Here is a 24175-nt window from a genome sequence, read left to right on the forward strand (position 1 = left end):
ACAACTATTTGCTTTCTGATAGTTGGTTGTAAAAAAAGCACATCAACTATCAGGGACTATGATACTGTGGAGAATTATGCCACAGAATTAGAAAAACTATGTTTAAAATGCCATGATGATTCTGTTACATTCTCTTTTAAGACAAAGGAAGAAGGCTATATTACTGAATATGATTTTAAGTATTTAGGTTCGTTGAAAATAAAGAGAGATAATTTCAAAGTGATACAAAGAACCATATTGTCTGGTCTGTTACCAGAGGCTCTAAGGGCAAATGTTTCTCTCAGATTATTCTTAAAAGGAAAATTATATGGTGAATATACAGAATTTGACATGCTTCACAAAATTAAGGTTGTATCCAATACCCTTTGTTTGTACGATAAGCGTACAAAGACTAAAGCCTTTTTTAAGCTAAAGGATTCTATACCAAATAACTTGTTTTTTCCCCATGAGGAAAATGACAGTGGATTGATTGGAGAAATGTTTTATTTTAGTAAGTGTCCATAAAGGAGCACAATATGAAAAGAACGGTCGACATTTTCATGTATATACTGTTGGGATTATCATTTTGCTCGATGATAATCAGCTGGGTAGTGGTTCCCAGTCTGGATAAATATGTGCTGTTTGATAAAATAGTATATGCAACAGACCGGGTGGTGTATTATGATCCAGACTATTTGCATCAGATTCCTATTGCACATTACTGTAGGGAGCAGCTGAAGAAAACGATAACTGAGAAGGAACTTCTTTTTTTTATCGAAAACCATCCTTCAACGTTTGCCAAAATGTATGCGTTCGGAATATTGCGTGAGAAAAATCCTTCATTGAGTTGCGATGTGGCTCTCCGTCACATCCATGATATGCGGAATGTCATTGTTTATGATACATGGTACAATAACTCAGGGGGTAGAGCCTACTATGACCGACCTATGATGGAGGCAATGTTCGACATTATGCATTTTTATCCTTATTACGGATCATTGGACGTTAACGATTCGTTAAGGATGGACTGCGTATTGCTGAACACCCCAAAGGTTTATTCGTTCCTTTATTTCAAGAAACTCTACTGTAAAGCCCCTCTTTCAGAGAAACTATATTCCATAGCCAAGCGCAACTATATGGATGGATATAACAATTATGCCTTGATATACATGGCTCGGTTTCGTCGTAAAGAAGATATCCCCGTCATTATGGATGCCTTGAAAAAGAAACCATTATATTGGGATTATTATAGTCAAGACGCACTTCCAGTGGAGAAAGAATGGAATCAGAGCACCTTTTTGTGTAATATTGCGCTTATAGCTGTCAGCTATTTTCCTGACAAAGCATTCAAGCCATTGTTGGAGGAGTCATGCAAAAATTACAGAAGGAACGCCTGGACGAGAAAAGACAACGAATTGCCTTATATGACTGTATTCTCCACCAGTAAAATGGCTAATGCTTTGATGTCGTATGACGACACATGGTCATACAATGTCCTGATGAAGTTTATTATGGAAACGCCAGCAACAAAGTATGTTAAGTTAAGTAAGCTATACAGGAATATTAAAAAAGAATTTGGATTGAAAGACAAACACAAGATGCCTTACGAACAAATATTCGATGATAAGAAAAAAAGAGCGACTGAAAAGTAGATGTCTATGACGGCTGGTAGATGACTGTGATGGCTGGCAGATTTTCGCAGGATGGAGATGGTGACGGCTGGCAGATAAAAATGCTATCTACCAGCCTTCCGTTTCCATTATTGTTTTATAATATCCTCAATTTCATAGTACAATTCTCTACACCTTTGCTCTTGCATTTTATTCTTTACACCGACAGCAATCATATCCTCTATAGATGGATGAGCCGAATTGTTTACTGAAGTAGCGTGTTCGCCATTATATCCCTCTGTGCTATGAGTAAGGTCGTATGCGGGAGCCAAATGCCATTGCCATTTGTTTTCCTTGTCTTTGTTAACTATAAAGCTGAAATTCTTGCAATGATCGTCTTTGTTTTCGGCAATATAATTGAACACCATTCTACGACGGCGGAATTCGGCAGCTATCTCCTTGGCAATCTCGTCTGGATTGTCGTGTAGACAGTTGTCCAATATTGCCAATATCTTATTTGTTTCTGCCATAATAAATAGTTTATTGATAATATATTATCGATTGCGAAGTTACACTTTTTTATTGAAATGGCAAAGACTCTTCAAGATAAAAATAGGCGCGCCAATTTTGTAATTGGTAGTCATATCACGTGTTTTTGTAAAAAAATGATGTTCGTCTATAAAGGTACAAAAAGGTTTGTGAGGCTACCAACTTTTTTATGAACTATTCTTATCCCGAACTGGGGTAAGAATAGTTGCAATAAAACAGTATACAGCGGTTTTGTTTATCCCCAAACCTTCTCAGCTATGCGCTTCACAAGCTGGAGTTTTGCCCACTGCTGCTCCTCGGTTAGCTTGTTGCCGATGGCACAAGAGGCGAAGCCGCACTGCGGTGAGAGCGAGAGACGCTCAAGCGGAATGTACTTAGCAGCCTCGTGAATGCGGGCTATAACGGTATCCTCGTCCTCGAGTTCGGGACGCTTCGTAGTGATAAGTCCGAGCACCACATGCTTGTCGGGACTCACCTTAACCAACGGCTCGAAGCCGCCAGAGCGCTCGTCGTCGTATTCGAGATAGAGCACATCGACATTCTCGCGGGCGAACACCCAATCGGCAACAGAGTCGTAGGCGCCGCTGTTGAACCATGTGGAATGGTAATTGCCGCGACAGATGTGTGTAGCCACAACAAGGTCGGCAGGACGGCCTTCGAGGGCGAGGTTATTGACACGGAGGAGTTGGTCTTTTACAAAGTCGAGATTGCAGTTGAGGTTCTGGTAGCGCTGTGCTGCTGCGTCGCCTACGACGGCTCCCCATGTGCAGTCGTCGAACTGCAGATAGCGTCCGCCGGCTGCATAGAACTGGCGGATGAAGTCCTGATATAGGGCGGCAATGTCGCGTATAAGGTCGTCGGTGCTGGGATAGATGGCCTTTGTGCCAAGGAAGTTCTGGGGAATGGTGAGCTGCTGGAAGAACTGTGCCGGCGAAGGGACAGTGAGCTTGGCGATATGGCTGGCATCCTCCAACTGCTTCAGACGCTTGTAAGCCTCGATGAAGGGATGGGGCTGCGCTGTGAGTTTGCCTTTGAGGTAGACGCGGTCGAGGCGCGCCGTCTCGCCGTTGAAGGCTACGTCGCCGCCAGTCTCATGAGTTACGCCGCCGAAGCCCCAGAAGAAGTCGAGATGCCAGAATGTGCGGTTGAACTCGCCGTCGGTGAGAAGCGTGTAGCCAAGCTCTTTCTGCTTCTGCACAAGACGCGCTACATACTCGTCGCGATTGGCGTCGGAGAGGTCTGCCGGACGAAGGAAACTGCCTACTAAATCGGCTCGCTGCGGAACCTGAATACCGTTGATTGTCTTTGTCATAATCGTTGCTTTTTATTGTCTTTACTTGTTTTGTTCTGCTTGATTCGATTGCAAAGGTATGAAGACGGCGTTTACCTACAAAGAATATTTTGCAATTTCGGGAAATTATACTACTTTTGTGCTCAGTTTATCACTTATCACAGAATATTATTCTGCAAATTATGAAATTTTCGGAACTTGACGACACCGACCGCAAGATATTGCGCATACTACAAGAGGACAGTACGCTCACAGTAAAGGAGCTGGCAATGAGGGTGAATCTCTCCACTTCGCCCACCTTCGACCGCCAGAAACGACTGGAGCGAGAGGGATTCATTCAGGGCTATCACGCCATAGTGGACGCAAAGAAGACAGACAACGGCATCACCGTGCTGTGCAACATGCGCCTGAAACGCCATTCGCAGATGCTCATGGACGACTTCATGCAGGCCATACAGAGCATCGACGAGATTACGGAGTGCTATAACACGAGCGGCGAATACGACTTCACGCTAAAGATTCAGACGCGCGACATGGACACGTATCAGGAGTTCATGCGCACAAAGCTCGGAAACATCGACAGTGTGGGCTATTTCCACAGCGTGTTCGTTATGAAGGAGGTGAAAAACACGCACGGCGTACCGATCAAGTGAGCGAAAAACCGGTACGCTTGTTTTGCAGTGTCTGCGATTTGCACTATCTTTGCACACAGAAACTAAAACTCAGCAGAATTACTGATACATTTAAATAATGGAAAACTTGAAAACATACACTTTCGACGAGGCTTACAAGGCTTCGCTGAACTACTTCGCCGGCGACGAACTGGCTGCTCGCGTATGGGTGAACAAGTACGCGATGAAGGACAGCTACGGCAATATCTACGAGTGTTCGCCAGAGGATATGCACCATCGTCTGGCTAACGAGATAGCTCGCATTGAGAAGAAATACGAGAACCCGATGTCGTCAGAGGAGATTTTCGATCTGCTCGACCACTTCCGCTATATCATTCCGGCAGGCAGTCCGATGACGGGCATCGGCAACGACCACCAAGTGGCGTCGCTCAGCAACTGCTTCGTGATTGGCATCGACGGCGACGGCGATTCGTACGGTGCCATCATGCGTCTCGACGAGGAGCAGGTGCAGCTGATGAAGCGTCGCGGCGGCGTGGGTCACGACCTCTCGCAGATTCGCCCGAAGGGAACGCCGGTGAACAACTCGGCTCTCACGTCGACGGGTCTGGTGCCGTTCATGGAGCGCTACAGCAACTCTACCCGCGAGGTGGCGCAGGACGGCAGACGCGGCGCGCTCATGCTCTCGGTAAGCATCAAGCACCCGGACAGCGAGGCGTTCATCGACGCGAAGATGACAGAAGGAAAGGTGACGGGCGCCAACGTGAGCGTGAAGATTGACGACGAGTTCATGAAGGCTGCCGTAGCCGACAAGCCATACACACAGAAGTTCCCTATAGACAGCAGCAACCCGCTCGTGGAGAAGCAGATTTCGGCTAAGAAGCTGTGGGGCAAGATTGTGCACAACGCATGGAAGAGCGCAGAGCCAGGCGTGCTGTTCTGGGACACCATCATACGCGAGAGCATCCCCGACTGCTATGCCGACCTCGGTTTCAAGACCGTATCGACGAATCCGTGCGGCGAGATTCCGCTCTGCCCGTACGACTCGTGCCGTCTGCTCTCGGTGAATCTCTACTCGTACGTGGAGAATCCGTTCACGAAAGAGGCGAAGTTCAACTTCGAGCTGTTCAAGAAGCACGTAGCTAAGGCGCAGCGCATCATGGACGACATCATCGACCTTGAGCTGGAGAAGATTGACCTTATCATGTCGAAGATAGAGAACGACCCGCAGTGCGACGACATCAAGCACGCCGAGTATCACCTCTGGGAGAAGATAAAGAGCAAGAGTTCGAAGGGACGCCGCACGGGTGTAGGCATCACAGCCGAGGGCGACATGATAGCGGCAATGGGTCTGCGCTACGGTACGCAGGAGGCTACCGACTTCAGCGTGAATGTGCACCGCACACTGGCGCTGGCAGCATACCGCTCGTCGGTAGAGATGGCTAAGGAGCGCGGTGCATTCGAGATATTCAGCGCTGAACGCGAGGCTAACAACCCGTTCATCCTGCGCATAAAGGAGGCTGACCCACAGCTGTACGAGGACATGCTGAAGTACGGCAGACGCAACATCGCCTGTCTGACTATTGCACCTACGGGAACAACGTCGCTGATGACACAAACAACAAGCGGCATCGAGCCGGTGTTCATGCCCGTATACAAACGTCGCCGCAAGGTGAACCCGAACGATGCCGACGTGCATGTCGATTTCGTTGACGAGGTGGGCGACTCGTTCGAGGAGTACATCGTTTATCACAGGAAGTTCCTCGAATGGATGCGCGTCAACGGCATCGACACCGAGAAGCGATACACGCAGGAGGAGATTGACGCCCTCGTAGCCCAATCACCTTATTATAAAGCTACGGCTAACGATGTCGACTGGCTGATGAAGGTGCGCATGCAGGGCGCTATACAGAAGTGGGTGGACCACTCAATCAGCGTAACCGTGAACCTGCCGAACGACGTAGACGAGGCACTCGTGAACAAGCTCTACGTAGAGGCTTGGCGTTCGGGATGCAAGGGCTGCACCATCTATCGCGACGGAAGCCGTTCGGGAGTGATGATCGCCGTGTCGAAGAAGGACAAGAAGAAGACCGACAAGGAGAAGGAGGGTGCTACGGATATGCCTGTGAAACCGCTGCACAACGTTGTGGAGGTGCGACCGAAGGAACTGGAGTGCGACGTGGTGCGCTTCCAGAACAACAAGGAGAAATGGGTGGCTTTCGTGGGTCTGCTCGACGGCTATCCGTACGAGATATTCACCGGTCTGCAAGACGACGAGGAGGGCATCGCCCTGCCTAAGACCGTGACGAAGGGCAAGATTATAAAGCAGATTGAGCCGGACGGAAAGCGCCGCTACGACTTCCAGTTCGAGAACAAGCGCGGATACAAGACGACGGTTGAGGGTCTCTCGGAGAAGTTCAACCCTGAGTATTGGAACTACGCGAAGCTCATCTCGGGCGTTCTGCGCTACCGCATGCCTATCGACCATGTAATAAAGCTCGTAAGCTCGCTGCAACTGAAGGACCAGAGCATCAACACATGGAAGAACGGTGTGGAGCGTGCGCTGAAGAAGTATGTAGTTGACGGCACAGAGGCTAAGGGTCAGGTATGTCCGGTATGCGGACACGAGACACTTGTGTACCAAGAAGGCTGCCTCATCTGCAAGAACTGCGGTGCATCACGCTGCGGATAGTTTATTCGGTTGAAAGTTGAGAATTGAAAACAAATAGTAGGAGCCTACGGCATTCTTGCCGTAGGCACTACAATTACTTTGTTGCAATTTCACCCTTTCTACCCTTTTTACTTTTTTACCCTTTTACTTTTTTACTTTTAACATGCTTCTCACCGAATCATACATTTACGTCAACGACATACGCCTGCACGCTCTGCACGGCGTGCTGCCTCAGGAGCAGCTCACGGGCAACGACTACATTGTGAACATACGCATCGGCTACGACATCAAGAAGGCATTCGAGACAGACGACGTGGCAGACACGCTCAACTATGCTGAGGTGTACAACATCGTGAAAGAAGAGATGGGCGTGCCGTCGAAACTTATAGAACACGTGGCAGGACGTATAGCAAACAGGTTAATGGCAGAATACGCCAAAATCACCTCAATAGTGCTCCACATCACCAAATGCAATCCGCCGATGGGCGCCGACTGCCAAGGCGCTGGCGTAGAAATACATGTAAAGCGTTAAAAACTATTTTATTGTGCACGGTTTTTCAATTTATTTCCTACCTTTGCACGTAAAAAGATTAATCTCTTATTAGCTTAACGCACAGATATATGGCTAAAAAGATACTGCTCATATTAATACTCATCATATCGTTTGTGTCTGGAATGGCAGGCGCAAATAAAAAATTCACACTCGTTATCGACCCAGGACACGGCGGAAAGGACGCCGGAGCGCCTGGCACTTTCTCTGTAGAGAAGAACATTAACCTCAACGTGGCGATGGCTTTCGGACGATACGTGGAGCAGAACTGCCCCGACGTGAGAGTGGTATACACACGCAAGACCGACGTGTTCATTCCGCTGTACGAGCGCGCCAACATAGCGAACAACTGCAAAGCAGACCTCTTCATATCGGTACACACCAATGCGCTGAAGGGCGTGCATACGGCGCGAGGCTTCGAGACATACACGCTGGGCGACGGACGCTCGCACGCCAAGGAGACTAACCTGGAGGTGGCGAAAAGAGAGAACTCGGTTATCTATCTCGAGAAAGACTACAAGCAGCATTACGTAGGCTTCGACCCTAACTCGCCGGAGAGCAACATCGTGTTCGAACTGATTCAGGACAAGAACCTATCGAAGAGCATCGACTTAGCAAAGATGTTGCAGAAGCATGTCTGCCGCGATGCAAACAGACCGAACAAGGGCGTTCACCAGCAGAATCTGGCTGTGCTGCGTCTCACTTCGATGCCGGCTTGCCTCATCGAGCTGGGCTACATATCCACTCCAGACGAGGAGCGTTTCCTTAACAACAAGCAGAGCATCGACATCATGGGACGCGCCATCTACAACGCCTTCGCCGAATACAAGAACAAGTACGACAAGGGCATCACGGTGCCGTTCAAGACTATGTCGGAACAGCTGCCGGAGCCTGCAGCAGAGCCTGCTAAAGCGCCGAAGACAAGGGCCACGGACTCAACGCCAGACAATGTGGCGCAGCAGAAGCAGGAAGATAACGTAATTGTTAAGCCGTCCACAAACGAACCTCGCCCCACCCCACGCAAGCAGGTGGAGAGAAAGCCGGAGCGCATGAAGAACAATGCGCCTATCGACAACAGCCGACCGGTCTTCAAGATTCAGATTCTCGTGAGCAAGAACAAATACAAGGCTGGCGACAAGATATTCAAGGGTCTTGAAGATATAGACTGCTACGAGGAGAACGGCTTGTACAAGTACACTTGCGGCGCATCAAACAACTACAACATTGTATACAAGCGACTCAAGGAAGTGGGCGAAGACTTCAACGGAGCCTTCATTATTGCCTTCAAAAACGGCGAGAAGATCAACGTGAACGCCGGCATACGCGAGTTCAAAAACAACAGATAAACAAGAGTTATAAACATTAGAAACAAAACAACCCAAAGATATGAAAGCACTGACAAAAGAAGTAAAGATTGCATTGGTTGCAATAGCTGGAGTGATAATACTTTTCTTCGGCATGAACTTCCTCAAAGGATTGAATCTGTTCTCGTCTACCGACGACTATTTCATAGAGTTCAAAGACATCAGCGGATTGTCTTCGTCATGCCCCATCTACGCCGACGGTTTCAAGGTGGGCACCGTGAAGTCGGTTATCTACGACTACTCTAACGAGCATCCTACACGCGTAGTGGTAGGTCTCGACAAGCAGATACGCATACCGAAGGGCAGTACGGCAGAGATTGAGAGCGACCTCATGGGCAACGTGAAGGTGAACCTCCTGCTCGCCAACAATCCGCGTGAGCGTGTTATGCCAGGCGAGACAATCAGCGGCACCATTCAGAGCGGCGCTATGGGCAAAGTAGCAGCAATGGTGCCTACGATAGAGAAGATGCTGCCTAAGCTCGACAGCATTCTCGGCAGTCTGAACGCTCTGCTTGCAGACCCGGCTCTGGCTCAATCGCTGCATAACGTGCAGACCATCACGGGCAATCTCACCACTTCTACAGCCGAGCTAAACACACTCATGCGCACTCTCAACAAGGGCGTGCCTACACTCATGACAAAGGCTAACGGAGTGCTCGACAACACTACAACACTCACAAGCAACCTCGCTGCACTCGACCTCGCTTCTACTAAGCAGCAGATAGACCAAACGCTGAGCAACGTGAACGAGATAACAAACAAGATGAACAGCAAGGACGGCACAGTAGGCATGCTGCTCAACGACCCAGGCTTGTATCATCGACTCAACTCTACCGTCTCGCACGCCGATTCGCTTATGATCGACCTCAAGCAACACCCGAAGCGCTACGTTCACTTCTCTGTTTTCGGCAGAAAGGACAAGTAAAGCAGCTATAACATGGCGCAAATTGTACTATATATATAATGTATAGCAAACAGAAACAAGGTAAGTGAAGCACTTAGTATTTAGATTTTATACAAATTAAAATACATAAGTGTTTCACGCTCCTATTTAACGTACAACGTTGTTTTTCTGATATATTTAGTTGTTTCGGGCAAAATGTTTCACCAAATTGCGCAACAAACAGCATAAAAACAATTAACTTCCACGAAATCAACAAGTTAACCAGTTTGAACGCCAGCAACATGCAAGTAAAACAAAAGAAACGCTAACTTACAGATTACTAATTAATTACGATATATAATATAAGCAATTAAGTGAAAGTTATTTGCTCACCTCAAAAATAATGAGTACCTTTGCAAACGGAATTATAACAACATGGTCGAAAGACTTCTTTTAAAACAATATTAATAGCCGATGAATGTAAGTCCTAATGTGCTTTGGGACAAATGTCTTGCGCTCATTCGCGAGAATTTATCAGAGCAACAATACAACGCATGGTTCAAGGGAATCGTCTTTGAGTCCTTCAACGAGGAAACAAAGACGGTGCTGTTACGCGTACCGAGTCCTTTCGTGTACGAGTACCTTGAGGAGAACTATGTTGACTTGTTGCGCAAGGTCCTTACACGCAACTTCGGACAAGGCATCAATCTTTCGTACCGTATTGTTACAGACAACGAAAACAAGAAGACACAAACCATCGAGAGCGACGAGCCTACCGACGAAGCACTGAAGCCGCGTCAGCGCGAAGGCGCGAACCAGGCTCCTACAATGCTTGACGCTTCGCCCGTACAGCAAATCGATTCACAGCTTAACCCGCATCTCACCTTTAACAATTATCTGGAGGGAAGCAGCAACAAGCTGACACGCTCAATCGGTTTGTCTATCTCGGAGCATCCGCAGATGACCAGCTTCAACCCGTTCTTTGTTTTCGGTCCGTCTGGTTGCGGAAAGACTCACCTCATCAACGCTATGGGTGTAGAGACAAAGCGCATGTACCCTGAAAAACGAGTGCTGTACATCAGCGCACGTTTGTTCGAGGTACAGTATACAAACGCTGTGCTCCGCAATACTATCAACGATTTCATCAACTTCTACCAAACCATCGACGTGCTCATCGTAGACGACGTACAGGAATGGGAAGGTAAGACAGGCACTCAGAACACGTTCTTCCACATCTTCAACCACCTTTTCCGCAACGGAAAGCGCATAATCTTAGCTTGCGACCGTCCGCCGGTTGAGTTAAAGGGAATGAACGAGCGCCTTATAACACGTTTCTCAAGCGGTCTTATCGCTGAGATGGAGAAGCCTAACGTGCAGCTTTGTGCAGATATCCTGCGTCGACAGATAAAGCACGACGGGCTGAACATACCGGAGGACGTTATAGAGTTCATCGCTTCGACAGCTAACGGATCGGTTCGTGAACTGCAGGGCGTTATCAACTCGCTCATGGCTTATAGCGTTGTATACAACTGCGAGATAGACATGCAACTTGCGCAGCGCATCATCAAGCGTTCGGTGAAGGTGAACGAGGAGCCGCTCACTATCGACGAGATTATCGAGAGCGTTTGCCAGCACTACAATGTAACAACAGCAAACGTAAACAGCCGAAGCCGAAAGAAGGAATACGTGATGGCACGTCAGGTTTCGATATACCTTGCACAGAAATACACGAAGCTCTCTGCAAGTCGCATCGGCAGAATGGTTGGCGGACGAGACCACGCCACGGTGATTTACAGTTGCAATCAGGTGGAGCAACGACTAAAGATAGACCAGAAGTTCTCAAGTGAGATTTCAAGTATAGAGAATTCATTCAAAATGAAAAGCTGACAATTCGATTGCAAAAGCAATTTGAATTGCCAGTTTTTTTATGCTTACACTTTTTGTTTATGCATTGTTAAGCAGTAGACAGCTATCTATTTGAAAACTATCTACTGCTTCTTATTTCTTATTCCGCAACAAGCTCCATAGTTCACGTATCCAAAGCACGAAAGAAGAACCTACGATGATTATAAGCCAGTCGAGCGGTTTGAGAATTACTACGTTGAAGAAGCGCTGAACACCCGGCAATTCCACCATACAGACCTGCGTAACGAAGATAAGTGTACTGATGAAGATGAGCCCCTTGCAGCCTTTCAGATGCAATGCGCTGCGATGCGTAGCAAAAGCGCGGGCATTGAAGAGGTAGAAGAAGTGGGTCATCACGAAGATGGTGAAGAGCAGCGTCAGTTCGTACGGCGTTACGGTGCTGCTCTCGCCTATCTGCACACGCACTATGTCGGTGAGCTGCTGTATATCAGCATGCTCAAAGATATAAAGCAGGGCTACGAGCATGGCGAAGAAGAAGCCGCCTACGCCCACAATCTCAGCAAGCATCGGTCGGTTGATAATAAATGCACGACGGTCGCGAGGTCGGTCGTTCATAACCGCCTCTGACGGCGGAAGCGACGCAAGCGCCATTGCAGCGAACGTATCCATGATAAGATTTATCCACAGCATCTGCGTCACCGTGAGCGGAGCCTCCGTGCCCATCAACGCTCCACAGAGCACAAGCATACACGCCGTAACGTTCACCGTAAGCTGGAACAGCAGGAAGCGTTGTATATTCTGATAAAGCGAGCGACCCCACATCACTGCCTTGCAGATACTCTTAAAAGAGTTGTCGATGATAGTGATGTCCGAAGCCTCCTTAGCCACAGACGTGCCGTCGCCCATAGACAGTCCGACATGAGCCGCCTTCAGCGCAGGCGCATCGTTAGTGCCGTCACCCGTTACAGCCACAACCTGATTCTTGCGCTGCAACACCTCAACAAGACGCTTCTTGTCCATCGGACGTGCACGTGCTATTATTTTAATATCCATAACCAAAGCATCGAGTTGCGCATATGTGAGCGCAGCAAACTCAGGTCCGCTGATTATGTTTCTATCCGTATCCTTATCTGTCCACAACCCAACCTGGCGACCGATTTCCTTTGCCGTTTCGGCAGTATCACCAGTTACAATCTTCACGCAAATACCAGCATTCAGACACTCACCTATAGACTCCGGCACCTCGCTGCGCACGGGGTCGGCTATCGCCGTGATTCCAAGAAAGCGTAGCTTGTCGGCGTGAATGGTTCCGTCTACAATCACTTTCTCGTCGCCAATCTCCTGACAAGCGAAGCCAAGCGTACGCATGGCACGCTGCTGATACAGCTTGAGCTGCGCATCAACAGCCGACTTCGACGGCACGCCGTCTGTAGAAGCACAGAGATCGTAAACAATCTCTGGCGCTCCCTTCACATAAAGCATTCGTTTGCCAGGCATAAGAGCCGACTCAACAACGGTAGCCATATACTTGCGGTCGGTTGTGAACGGCAGTTCCTCCACCACCTTCACCTCCTCACGCAGCGCCTCATAGTCAACGCCCTTTGCGTGCAGCCACAACAGCAACGCACCCTCGGTAGGATTGCCCAATACCGAAGGCGCTGCAGGATTAGAAAAGTCGAGCGACGCAGTAGAATTGACGGCGATGCCTTCCTTTATCTCGATTGAGAAGTCTGAAGAATCAAGCAATATCTTGTTGGCGTCGACAATAGACTTGCAATCTTCGCCGCCACGATAGAAACAAGCCTCCTCAACGCTCATGCGATTCTGCGTCAGTGTGCCCGTCTTGTCGGTACAAATGACGGTAGTAGCCCCCATCGTCTCACAAGCATGCATCTTACGCACAAGATTGTTGGTCTTAAGCATACGGCGCATACTGTAGGCAAGACTCAGCGTGACAGCCATAGGCAAACCTTCGGGCACTGAGACAACGACGAGCGTCATAGCAATCATTAGCGTCTGCAAGATGTAGGCAATGAAAGCGAGTGTGTCCACATTGGCAAAGCAGAAGTCGTACTGAGCCAGATACATCACGATGCGCGCCACGACGACAGCCACACCAATGCTGCACGAAAGACGACTCACCCACAAGCCGAGCCAGTCGAGCTGCTCGCTGAGCGGCGTTTTTACGCTATTGTCTATCTGCGCAGCCTTGTAAACTTTGCCGTTCTCGGTGGCATCGCCCACAGCCGTAACCTGCATGAGAGCGTGCCCCTCCATCACCTTCGTGCCACGCAGCACGCGGTTACTGGGATAAGTGGCTTTCGAATCAAACAGCGCAGTGTCGGTGGTCTTATGGCAGAGCGGTTCGCCGGTGAGCGTCGATTCGTCTACAGATAGTTGCGTAGCAACCAACAATTCGCCGTCAGCAGGTATCTCACATCCTATACCGATGCGTACAATATCGCCAACAACCACATCGCGCTTAGCAATCTGCGTATGGTTGCCCGAACGAATCACCTCCACCGGCTCGTCGTCGTTCACCTGATTGAGCACGCAGAACTCCTTGTCGGCTTGCGTTTCGAAGTAGAAGGAGAGTCCGGTGGCAAGGAATATAGCCACGAAGATGCCTACTGGCTCAAAGAAAACCTCTGCGCCCTGATGCAGTCCGATGTACTCGTATATGGAAATGGCAACAGAGAGTACGCCGGCGATAAGAAGAATGATGATAAGCGGGTCGCGGAATTTCTCAAGAAACTGTTTCCAGAGCGGCGTAGTGGGCGGAGGCGTGAGCACGTTAATGCCGTACTTGGCACGACTTTCGCTAACTTGCTGATCTGAAAGACCAATAAAATGATGTTGTGGGTTCATTGTTGTATTTGTTTTGCTTGAACAATCAAAATACAAAATTACAACAAATAATTAAAAAATTGAGAGTTGGAGGTTGAAACCTTCAACTCTCAATTATCTTAAGTATTAGAATACGAGTTTTACGCTCTGCTTGCCAACCTTAACAACGTATTTGCCGTGATCAGCAACAGGAAGATTGACAACCTCTGCACAGCTGTTGTCAGAAGCAACGAGCATACCGTCGAGTGTGTAGAGAGCAACTGCAGCCTTCTGCGGGTTGTTTACAACGATGTTGTTACCAGCAAGACTTACAGTAGCGCCAGAAACGTTCAACTTAGCATCGTTCACACCGTTTGTAAGCGGACAGAAACCAACCTTCTGGAGATCAGAGAAGCGGCTCTCAAGGAAAGTAGCACCAGAGAACTGGTCGCCTTCAGCCTTTACCCGTACCGACTGAGCCTGATGATAGATTTCGCGCTCGTAAGCCTTTGCCGGAATGGTTACTTCTACAGATGTAGTCTCGCCAGTGCCCAGAACAAGCCAGTTGAGATAGTGGAACGGATTGAGGAACGAGTCGCCCTTCTTGTAGTTCTGATGGATGGCAACATCGCTAAGATAGAGGTTGCCCGGTGCCCATGTGCCGTAGATGCCCACGATAGAACGTGCAGTACCAGTTGTGAAGTCGCAGTCGTAGCGCTTCCAGTCGCCGCTTACATTCTTGTCGCCAGCATAAATAAGCTCGCTCTGAACATAGTCGCCCTTCTCCTCGTCATAATTGAAGAGAGCCACGGCAGCCTGCGGATAAGCCTCGTAAGCCGGCAGATACTCTGCACAAGCTCTGAGCTTAACACGGAACTTACCGTTATCCTTAGAAAGATCCATCTCCGGCGAGATGAGACCTGCGTCGCTCTTAGCCTCAACAGTCCAGAATGCGTCGATGGTGAGCGCATCCTTGTAGATAGCATAATGCTTTACAGTCCAGCCTGCCTGACCAACTTCGTCGGCAAGTGCGCCACGATCCAATGTATAAGAAGTAGGATTGTCTACAGAATACTCCACCTCCATATCATCGCTGTCATACTTCATGCCAACAAGGTTGAGCTTAGAAACCTCCATAAGGCAGTCCTCGGTAGCCTCCTGCTTGAAGTAAGAGATGTAGTTGTAGCGCTCTGCGCCGCCCACGTTCTTCCATTCTGCCGTATACTTGTCGCCGTTGATAGGACTTGAGACGCTGAGAACCGGCTCCACGATACCCTTCACCTGCACCTCTACAGACGGCATAGACACATGCTCGCCCTTCTTGGCGCTTACTGTATAATAATAGATAGTGCCAGTAACAGCATTGTCAACCGTGAACTTGTTGTCCTTAACCTCTACATCCTTCTGGATATAGTTCTGCGGTTTACCGTTAGCATCCTTGTCGTAAACGTTCAGCACATAGCTTTCAGCTCCGTCAACAGCGCTCCAGCTAAGGTCGAACTTGGCTGTGTTGTCGTCTACACGAGCGTAGTTCTTGTGTGGGTTAGGTGTCGGTGTTGCCACATACTGGTCTACCTGGAATACGCGAACATTGTCGATGAGCACCGGAGCCGAGTAGTTCACGATGTTGAACAGCGTATACTCGCCGCCCTCGTAGAACTGTATGGTGTATGTCTGCCAATCGGTAGTGAGCTGCGGCAGCTGGGTATTGCCCAGGAACTTCCAAGACGGCTGCATGTTATATGTCTCGGCAGCCTCCACCACAACCTGCTCCACAACCTCGTTGTCCTCAGGCACACGAGCATCAAACTGCAGGAAGCAGATACCAGAATTGCGCGAAACGTTGAGCATCGGAGTGTTCAGCTGACCCTGAGTCTCGTTGTCAGCCTCAAGATAGATAGAGCCACCAGCCGAATAAGCATTGTGCGAGCCCCAGCCCGGAGTCTGAGTAAAATCGTCGAGCATATTAATCCACGCATTGTCATGCATTTCATAATCGTTCAAGTCGGTGTCGTAGTCGGGCGCATCCTGCGAACCCGTAGTCATCTTAGCGAAGTCCTCCTTCACGATGTCCACCTCCTTGCCATAATCAGCAGGAGCTTTCTTCACGCTCACCAGACGCGGTGCTCTCTCAACAGATTTCGGTGCTTTCATCATCGAAGCTACGGTTGTAGACGGGAGAGTAGCCGCAGAGCGGTCTCTCATTTGTGCACCGGCTGATGCGGTCAGCATAGCGAGCGCACCAACGAGAAATACTTTCTTGGTAAAGTTCATCATATTTTTCAGGTTTTTGGTTGAGAAAATTAAGAACTTGTTCTGCGAAGCCGATGCTGTGCCGAGACTACATGCTTTGTGTCTTGCCCCGACACAGCACCAACCCTGCAAAATCCTTATTTCTTTATAAACTTACTTATCTAATTACTCTTTTTATTCTTTCTTTTCAAGACTTTCCTTTTCAAGCAGTCTTGCAGCTTGTTTTATGTCGTTGCGCAGAATGCTTATCGCTTGATAAGTTTCTTCGTTACGGTCTGATTTCCGGCAGTAGCCTTCACGATGTACATACCCGGAGCGAGGTTGCTGTTAGAAACCTCAACGCCGTCGGCAGTATAGAGGCGTACTGTGCCTGAGAATCCGTCAACGTTCAGACGGTCGCCGCTGAACGAGAAGTCGGGCACTACAACCTTCTCAGCGTCGCGGATACCAGTTGTATGCTCGCCAAGAGCCACCTTCACACCATTCTCTATTCTGCCAGTAGCAGCATCTATAACGAGGACTACGATGGCGCAGTTGTCAGCATTCTGAATAGTAGAAGGCACATCCAAAGTTGTCTTGTAAGTAAGAGTCTTGTCAGCCTCAACATCAGCAGGGATACTACCCTCAATACCATTATAGCTATAGTTCATACGAGCCACATGATCCATGTCGACAGCAGCAGGATTGCCGAGCTTTTCGAAGCCGCCCATTTCTACCGAACCACCAGCATAGTTGTTAGCCTGTGTATAGCCCTTCACGCCATCCTCAAGAAGCACGAACGAGAGGCGGTAGTCAATGCCCTTATGTTCGCTTACGAACGTAGTCAATGCTTCAACAGAAATCTTCGACTTGGTAGCGTCGGTGTATTCAGCGTTAGCTTCAACCCCCATCACTGGAACCCTTTCAGACACACTGTTGACAGCCGTCTTGAATGCATCAAAAGAAGGATCAATCGACGACTTAAGGTTACGATTGATATAACTGCTGGGATAGCCATCGAATTTTAGTTCTGCGTAAGAGTTCGTCTCCATCGCATCTTGCCTATGTACAGCAATACCGATGAAGCGGTCAGGGAAAGCCTCAGAAGCCTTATGGACAGCTACGATACCTCTCGGGCAATTCGGACACCATGTACCAGTGCCCTCCTCCACTATGATGCGCTGTACGGGCAGCGAGTTCTTCACGTTAAGACCGAGAACAAGCTCGCTGTTCGGAGCGTATGCGTCGTCCTTGCCGTTGATGCTAACCACGCGCATCTTCAGCGAGTGCTTGCCAGTAGTGCTGAACCCTTCGTGCTCGATAGCAAACGACTTGTCGATGTTCGAACCCATTGTTGTCTTGAAGTCGCAAACGGTCTCCTCGCCGCCATCAATCGAATAGCCCACCTGCAGATTGCGCACAGCTACAGAACAGAGGTTCTTCACGCTGAACTCTAACTTGCAAGGCTCGCCCTTCACAACAGCATATTCGTGAGTGTCGGTGTAGAGCATAAGGTCGAGCGGGAGGTTGTCGCCCGTGATTCTTGCCTGGATAGCAAGCGCCTTTGCCGACTCTCCCTTCTGTGTAGCGTAGTTTTGCCAGCCGTCGCCGAGGTCAGCCCAGCAGCCATTCTCAGAGAAAGTAGTAGTCATGCCCAAAGACACAGCCGAACCAGTATAGCTATAGCCGATGTAGAAGCCTTCGCCGTCAATCTCGTAAGGCGTAGTGAGCGCCACTTCGTTCCATCCCTTGTAAGCAACCGACGCCTTCTTTGTAACGATAGGGTCGGCGTTGAGGTCTTTCGTTACGAACACCTCTACGTCGTCAGCCTGCGCAGCCAAGCCATATTTCACGGCAGAAACGGTGAAGCCCTTATAAAGCTGAGCCACTTCAGCCGGAATATAGATTGCGCCCTTCGCAGCAGTCTTTGTGCCGAACGCCACCGGGTCTACGCCGTTGCAATAGCCCCAATAGGTCTTAGCCGCATTGATAGGCAGACAGAACATCATCGCCAGCAAAGCGACAACGGCTATGAATTGCTTTCTATTAATAGTCATAAGTCAGAATTTAAATTAGTTTTTTACAATCACTTTCTGAGTATAAACACGCTCGCCGTCGGTAGCCTTCACGATGTAAAGACCTGCGCCGAGGTTATGAGCAGACACCTTGCGACCAACTACGTCGCAAACCTCCATAATGCGGAAACCCTCATTGGCAACCACTACGCCACCTATCACGAAGAACGGACGCTCAGCGCCTACGGTTGCAGAAGTGATGCCGGTAGTCTTTGTGCAAGCCAGCTGCTGTGTGTTGTATACGCGGCGCTTCAGAGCGTCGGTGTTGAAGTTGCTTACGAATGTAACGACGCGCATGTTGTCAACGTTCCATCCGTCCTGCAGCTCTACAGAGTAGTTCTGTTCGAAGTCGTACTTAGTGATATCGAGTTTGTCGCCCCAAGCCGAACTGCTGAGCACCTTGCGGAGCACGCCGTCCTGCACGTAGCTGTTGCCCGTAGCACCTTCCTGTTCCGTACTCTTGATTTTGTCCTCAAAGAGCCATGTAGTGAGTCGCAGCTCATCCTGCATCGGCATCTCGCAGACACCTGCATGTCCGCTCACCTTGATGTTGAGCATCTTGCCGTCGAGTTTGTTGTCGATGTTCAGCGAAACGAACGAAGGCTCCTGCTTCACGGCGCTGAGGATAGCATTGGTCTGCTCCTCATAGTCGACGAAGTAAGCCGGACCCGGGTCTTCCATGCCAGAGATAGGCAGACGGTCGAAGCAAACAGCCGGCACGAACGGCTTCTTAGCCTTGCCGTAAAGTTCCTCGTAGTCGTCGTCCTCGTCAATCACGAACTGGTCGTCGACGCCTTTATAGTTGCGATGATGCTTCACCCACACGAAGTCGTCCTTGTCCTCGCGCTCGTTGAACACCGATGCGTACATCTCATCGGCAGCCGGAATGCCGTCGTAGGCTTCGGACGTGAACTGCTCGAAGAGCACCTTGCGTGCTACCGCCTTGGAGCCTTCCTTGATGCAATAGCCAAGACGGCTGAGCGTGTTGTCAGAAGGATGCGGGTCTTTCTCGCCATTCACCTCGCTGATGGTGAAGTCGGTTGTCACGTTGCCCTCCACCGGGATGGCGATGCCGTCGAGCTTCAGCTTCTGCGGAACGTTGTTCGGAATGTTCAGACCCTCGAACTTCAGTTCCTTCTTCACGGTCTGCGAAGCAGTCTTCGAGTTGGTTGAGAGCGTGAACGACGTAACCGGAGTCTTGCCGTTGTTCTGCACATAAGCGTAGTAAGAACGCGGTTCGTTCTGCGTCATGTAGTCGCTGCCGTTCGCCGGTTCTATCTTTATGAACGAGATATCGTTCTCCGGCGACTTGCTGCCTTCTATCACCGCACGCACACATACATTCTTGTTAATGCCAGCCGTGTTGTCGTACCAGTTGTCCTCGCCCGTATTGTATCCGTAGAGGTTGTTGTTAGGCACCGCATACGGACTCTGGTCGAAGAGAATACAGTCGAACGGTTCGCCTTGTTCGAGCATGAGCTGATAGCCTACATAGAGGTCCATACCTTTATATATAGTGACCGGCTTGGTCAGCTTCACGGTGTTCCAGCCCTCAGCATAGTCGGTTGTAGAACCCGAGCCGAGCGTTGTTGTGCTCATATAGTTGATATGGTTGCACACGAACACCTTAGCCTCAGAACCGCGCTTCGGCTTCACGGCGAACTCTACGGCTGTAATCTTGTCGCCCTCGTACTTGTCGAGCAAGTCGGAGGTGAAGTAAGCCGCAGCCTGGTAGATGCCCGGACCTTCCACGCCCTGCAGAATGAGCCCGCTACTGTATTCGGTCGTACAATATCCGAGTCGCATTGTATCGTCGGCTGATTGCGCAAACAAGTCTGCCCCGTTAAGGGGTAGACTTGTCAGTGCAAGCAGAAATAAAGAATTTCTGAATGATTTCATTGTCGAATGTTTTGTTTGAAATAGACATTTACTTTGTAACGTAAAGCTTCACGTTGCTCTGCTTTCCGTCGGCAGCTGTGAGGCGCACCACGTAGATGCCCTTAGCCAGACCGAGATAGAGCTGTCCGCCCTTCACGTCGGCGCTCTTCACGAGCTTGCCGTCCACGCTGTACACAGCCACCTTGCTTACTGCGTCCTCGAACGAGAGCACGCCGCTATTGCCGTCGTAGCTGAACTGTGTGCCGAGCACCTTTGTAGAGGTGATGCCGGTAGAGTTCTCAACAGCGAGGTAGAGCAATGCAGCCGACTCCCACGGAGTAGCCTTGCCGATAGTATGCTCGTACGACTCAGAGAACGAGAGTGAGCGGTTCACGCCCGAGCTGCTGTTAGCGCTGAAGACATTGAAGAGAGCACAGAAGCGCTGCTCCTTAGGCACTTCGCCCACGCGGTCGACAACGATAACGAGGTTCTGTGTCGGGTCGTACTCGAACGGAGTGTCGAGCGTGAAGGTGAGCATGTTGTCAGTACCCGGTTCGAGCACCATTGTGCCGTCGTAAACGAGTGTGAGGTCGCTCGGCTTCATTGCGTCTTCGCCAGAAGCGAAGCCCTTCATAGAGGTGTGACCCATATAGATCTTCACTTCGCTCTCGGCTGTGCGGTCGGTGAGGTTGCTGTTGCCGCTGTATACGTAACCGATGCGCTTGATCTGGTCGCCAGCCTGACCGTTGATTTCCTTAGCATAGTAGATATGCTCGGTGTGGTCGTATGTAGACCAGTAGACAACCGGACCGTGAGTATCTACGCTCTCGTCCTTCTTGCTTGTAACCACCTTGTTCCAAACAGCGTTGTCCTTGTCGAGCACCTTCAGTTCGATAGGATCAGAAACGTTGTTGTTTGCGTTAGCGTCGCCCTCGAGCACCACCTCGCCGTAGAAGTTGAAGATGCCCTCAACGGTCGGACGGAACTTAACCTGAACCTTCTTTGTAGCGTCGGGCTTGATAGCCGGCACGTCTGTAGTCTCGCCTACAACCACCTTCTCGCCGTCGACGTCGCAGAGCACTCTCACCTTATAGTTGGTCTGCTCCTTAGAGCCTACGTTGCGTACGGTTACGGTGCAGGTATTGTCGCGCTCGGCAACAGCTTCTCTCACGTCGCCAATCTCTGTAGCCTGCATATCGTTCTCCATGATTTCCTCAACCTTGAAGCCGTACAGACGGAACGAGTTGTACTCCTGATGTGTAGCGATAGAGAGACCGTAGTAGTAGATGCCGTCCTCGGGAGCGGTGAACTTATCCTCTATCCAAGAGCGCTCGTAGCCGTTGCACTCGATAGCCGGCTCGTCGGTGAGCACGGTTGCGCCGTCGAGGTTCTCGTTGGTTCTGCCCATAGTGGTCTTGAGGTCGTACGAGCAGTTCATCTCGTTCTCGTAGAAGTCGGCAGCGACGCGGTATGTCTTGCCACCCTTCAGACGGAGAGCCGGCGAGAACAATGTGCCAGAGATGTCGCTTGAGCTACCGTAAGCGGTAAGACACTTGTTCCACTCGACGAAGTTGAACTGGAGTCCGCCGTACATATAGTTGGTCCAGAGGTCTGCCTTGTCCTGAGTGTCGGTGAGCAAGTCAACCGGCGGAACGAGAGCCGCACCAGCCATCACGGCGTCGGTCTTAGCCACGCCGCCTGCGCCTGCCTTTGTGCAAGCCTGAATCAGGTAAGAATACTTAGCGATGTCGCCGAGAGTATTGTCGACGAACGAGGTAGCCTTGAGGTTCTCAGCAACCACCTTGTTGTCGGGCAGACGTGTAATCTTGTATGTGAGTTCAGAAGCTACGATGAAGCCGTTGTTCAGACCGTCGGTCGGAGCGCTCCAAGAAATCTTGAGTCCGTCGCCGCTCTTCTCGATAGCAACGTCTGCAGGAGCAGCCGGAACGTCTGAGCCTACGCAGCAGCGGATGCTGTCAGGCACGCCAAGCTCGCCCGATACGCGCGACGGAACAACATAGTATGTGTTGATGCCGTTCTTCGCCTTGCTGTCTACATACTGCATCGCCTCGCCCATCTTGCCGTCGGCAGGTACGGTGGCGACGAGTTCTGAAACGCTCGACGAGAGCAGTTCCTTAGAAGTGATGCGGTCGCTTGTAGCTACGCCGTCCTTCTTGCGGTAGATGCGCACTTCCTTAAGGGCGCTGAGCTCAGAGCCGTCCCATGCCTTCGACGGGTTGGTCCAAGAGAGCGTTGCGCTCAATGCACCTGCAGCATCTGGTGTGACGTTGAGGTTCTTCACCTGACCGGCTGCTGTCTGCTTGTCGGCAGCGAGGTACGGCATGTAAAGACCTGCGAACCAGTTGCCGGGCAGGAAGCTGCTGTGCTGAACGGCTGTGTAGCAGCTCTTCTTCGTAAGTTTGTCGGTGTCGATAGTGAAGATGCGTGTAGCGCCCGTCTCCAATGCCGGCAGCCAATAGACCATGCCCGTATTGTTGTCGATAGATACAGAACCGAACTGTGCCAGGATGATGGCAGAGTTGCTCTCGTCCTTTATCTCATGTGCAGAAATCTGCTGGAAGTCGCTGTCATAGATTGCGAGTTCGGTACCGCCGTTGTATTCAACTTCCTTGCCTTCTTCGTTTTTCTTCTTCATCCACTTCGGACGCACTACGTACATTCTGCCGTGAGCGTCGAAGCAGAACTCGTAGATGATGTCGTTATCGAAGTCCATCACCTTCTCGTACTGGCCGGTCTCTACATCAATGGTATAGAGAATGGAATGGCCTACCGAGCCGTCTTCGTTCCAGCCGTAGCCCACAGCGAAGAATGTGTCGCTCGACGGGTCGTAAGCCATGTCGTAGAGCGCATTGCGCAGCGTGCCACCATAGCCGTTGCCGTACCATGCCTTCTGCTCGTCTTCGGTGAACGAGCGGATGTGCAGGGTGTCGCCGGTCTCAAGGTCGATTCTTGAGAAGTGTTTCACCATCTGACTGAACGTATAGTCGTACGTGAAGAAACCGTAGTAATACTTGCCGTCTGAAGCACCGCATGTCAGACCGTACTGCTGACTGCCCACTTCATCATTATACTGATAGTAGCGGATAGTCTCGAAGTTGGCAGGATTCTTCGACTTGAACTTGATGAGCGAACGCTTCTTGCTCGCATCCATGCGCTCGCAGGCATAAATGGTTACGCCATCCGACTTGTCATCAATTGCAGAAGGAACCAATGATGGGGTTTCTGGTGCCCATGCCGGAGCAGCAAAGGCTGTCGCTGGTGTGAACGGCTTCGGGAACTGATGCACGCCACCCTGTCCGTAAGAAGGCAGGCAGAACAAGCCAGCCATCGCGAGACCTAACATGTAGTAGTGTTTCATAATACGATGATTTTAGTTAGATAATTTGTCGCAAATATACTATTTAATCTTGAAACCAATGACATTTCGGCTAAAAAAGTTTAACATCAGACTATAAAATGCTAAATATTTTACACAATCAGGTGACGTAACGACACTTTTCCGCTCTGTTTGCGCACACCAAAAGCTCAACACTTATCATCGGGCGGCGGACGGAATCCGATCGGACGGCGAACGGAATCTGATCGGGCGGCGGACGGAATCCAATCGGACGGCGAACGGAATCCGATCGGACGGCGGACGGAATCTGATCGGACGGCGGACGGAGCACGATGACAAAACGCTGCAAACTGGGCTAAAAAAGTAGCGGAGGTCATAAAGCTTTACACACATTATATAATATATAAGCACAAC

At 50.0% G+C, this 24175-nt stretch carries 15 protein-coding genes; 8 read left to right on the top strand and 7 right to left on the bottom strand.

Features of this window, described 5'->3' with window-relative positions:
• A partial coding sequence (locus KTQ90_RS06715; RefSeq protein ID WP_217317693.1) for a hypothetical protein occupies window positions 1–504 on the top strand: 504 nt, incomplete at its 5' end.
• Window positions 505–515: 11 nt separating this feature from the next.
• On the top strand, window positions 516–1631 hold the full coding sequence (locus tag KTQ90_RS06720; RefSeq protein WP_217317694.1) for a hypothetical protein: 1116 nt from the start codon (window positions 516–518) through the stop codon (window positions 1629–1631).
• A gap of 107 nt (window positions 1632–1738) precedes the next feature.
• On the opposite strand, the gene KTQ90_RS06725 is transcribed toward KTQ90_RS06720, so the two are convergent.
• Together KTQ90_RS06725 and KTQ90_RS06730 are read right to left on the bottom strand one after the other, a co-directional pair.
• Window positions 1739–2119, bottom strand: coding sequence for a HipA domain-containing protein (locus tag KTQ90_RS06725; RefSeq protein ID WP_254359456.1), 381 nt, complete (start codon window positions 2117–2119; stop codon window positions 1739–1741).
• Window positions 2120–2373: 254 nt separating this feature from the next.
• Entirely contained in the window at window positions 2374–3450 is a 1077-nt protein-coding gene (locus KTQ90_RS06730; RefSeq protein WP_217317695.1) for a 5-methyltetrahydropteroyltriglutamate--homocysteine S-methyltransferase, read from the bottom strand.
• Between the two features lie 161 nt (window positions 3451–3611).
• Here KTQ90_RS06730 and KTQ90_RS06735 point away from each other — a divergent pair, with 161 nt between their 5' ends.
• The 6 genes from KTQ90_RS06735 (at window position 3612) to dnaA (ending at window position 11413) form a co-directional block, all read left to right on the top strand.
• Complete coding sequence (locus KTQ90_RS06735) at window positions 3612–4082, top strand: Lrp/AsnC family transcriptional regulator (protein WP_022158583.1); 471 nt, start codon at window positions 3612–3614, stop codon at window positions 4080–4082.
• Between the two features lie 97 nt (window positions 4083–4179).
• Window positions 4180–6750 carry an adenosylcobalamin-dependent ribonucleoside-diphosphate reductase gene (locus KTQ90_RS06740; protein WP_217317696.1) on the top strand — a complete coding sequence of 857 codons (2571 nt, stop codon included), beginning with the start codon at window positions 4180–4182 and terminating at the stop codon, window positions 6748–6750.
• 142 nt (window positions 6751–6892) lie between these two features.
• Window positions 6893–7261, top strand: a complete 369-nt coding sequence (gene folB / locus KTQ90_RS06745) for a dihydroneopterin aldolase (RefSeq protein WP_022158581.1) — start codon at window positions 6893–6895, stop codon at window positions 7259–7261.
• Window positions 7262–7350: 89 nt separating this feature from the next.
• Window positions 7351–8625, top strand: coding sequence for an N-acetylmuramoyl-L-alanine amidase family protein (locus KTQ90_RS06750; protein WP_217317697.1), 1275 nt, complete (start codon window positions 7351–7353; stop codon window positions 8623–8625).
• A 40-nt stretch (window positions 8626–8665) separates the two neighbouring features.
• Window positions 8666–9568, top strand: coding sequence for an MlaD family protein (locus KTQ90_RS06755; RefSeq protein ID WP_217317698.1), 903 nt, complete (start codon window positions 8666–8668; stop codon window positions 9566–9568).
• A 432-nt stretch (window positions 9569–10000) separates the two neighbouring features.
• On the top strand, window positions 10001–11413 hold the full coding sequence (dnaA, locus tag KTQ90_RS06760) for a chromosomal replication initiator protein DnaA (protein WP_217317699.1): 1413 nt from the start codon (window positions 10001–10003) through the stop codon (window positions 11411–11413).
• A 111-nt stretch (window positions 11414–11524) separates the two neighbouring features.
• Here the strand turns inward: dnaA and KTQ90_RS06765 are convergent, their stop codons facing one another.
• The 5 genes from KTQ90_RS06765 to KTQ90_RS06785 form a co-directional block, all read right to left on the bottom strand.
• Window positions 11525–14260, bottom strand: a complete 2736-nt coding sequence (locus KTQ90_RS06765; protein WP_217317700.1) for a calcium-translocating P-type ATPase, PMCA-type — start codon at window positions 14258–14260, stop codon at window positions 11525–11527.
• A 105-nt stretch (window positions 14261–14365) separates the two neighbouring features.
• A complete protein-coding gene (locus KTQ90_RS06770; protein WP_254359459.1) occupies window positions 14366–16495 on the bottom strand; it encodes a fibronectin type III domain-containing protein in 2130 nt (709 codons plus the stop codon).
• A gap of 221 nt (window positions 16496–16716) precedes the next feature.
• Entirely contained in the window at window positions 16717–18507 is a 1791-nt protein-coding gene (locus tag KTQ90_RS06775; protein ID WP_254359461.1) for an Omp28-related outer membrane protein, read from the bottom strand.
• A 15-nt stretch (window positions 18508–18522) separates the two neighbouring features.
• Complete coding sequence (locus KTQ90_RS06780; protein ID WP_217317701.1) at window positions 18523–20424, bottom strand: Omp28-related outer membrane protein; 1902 nt, start codon at window positions 20422–20424, stop codon at window positions 18523–18525.
• A 28-nt stretch (window positions 20425–20452) separates the two neighbouring features.
• The gene (locus tag KTQ90_RS06785) at window positions 20453–23782 is read right to left on the bottom strand and encodes a CARDB domain-containing protein (protein ID WP_217317702.1); all 3330 of its coding nucleotides are present in this window, start codon (window positions 23780–23782) and stop codon (window positions 20453–20455) included.
• Between the last annotated feature and the right edge of the window lie 393 nt (window positions 23783–24175).

Origin of the sequence: Leyella stercorea (genome assembly GCF_019052365.1) — a bacterium.
Classification (GTDB): Bacteria; Bacteroidota; Bacteroidia; order Bacteroidales; family Bacteroidaceae; genus Prevotella.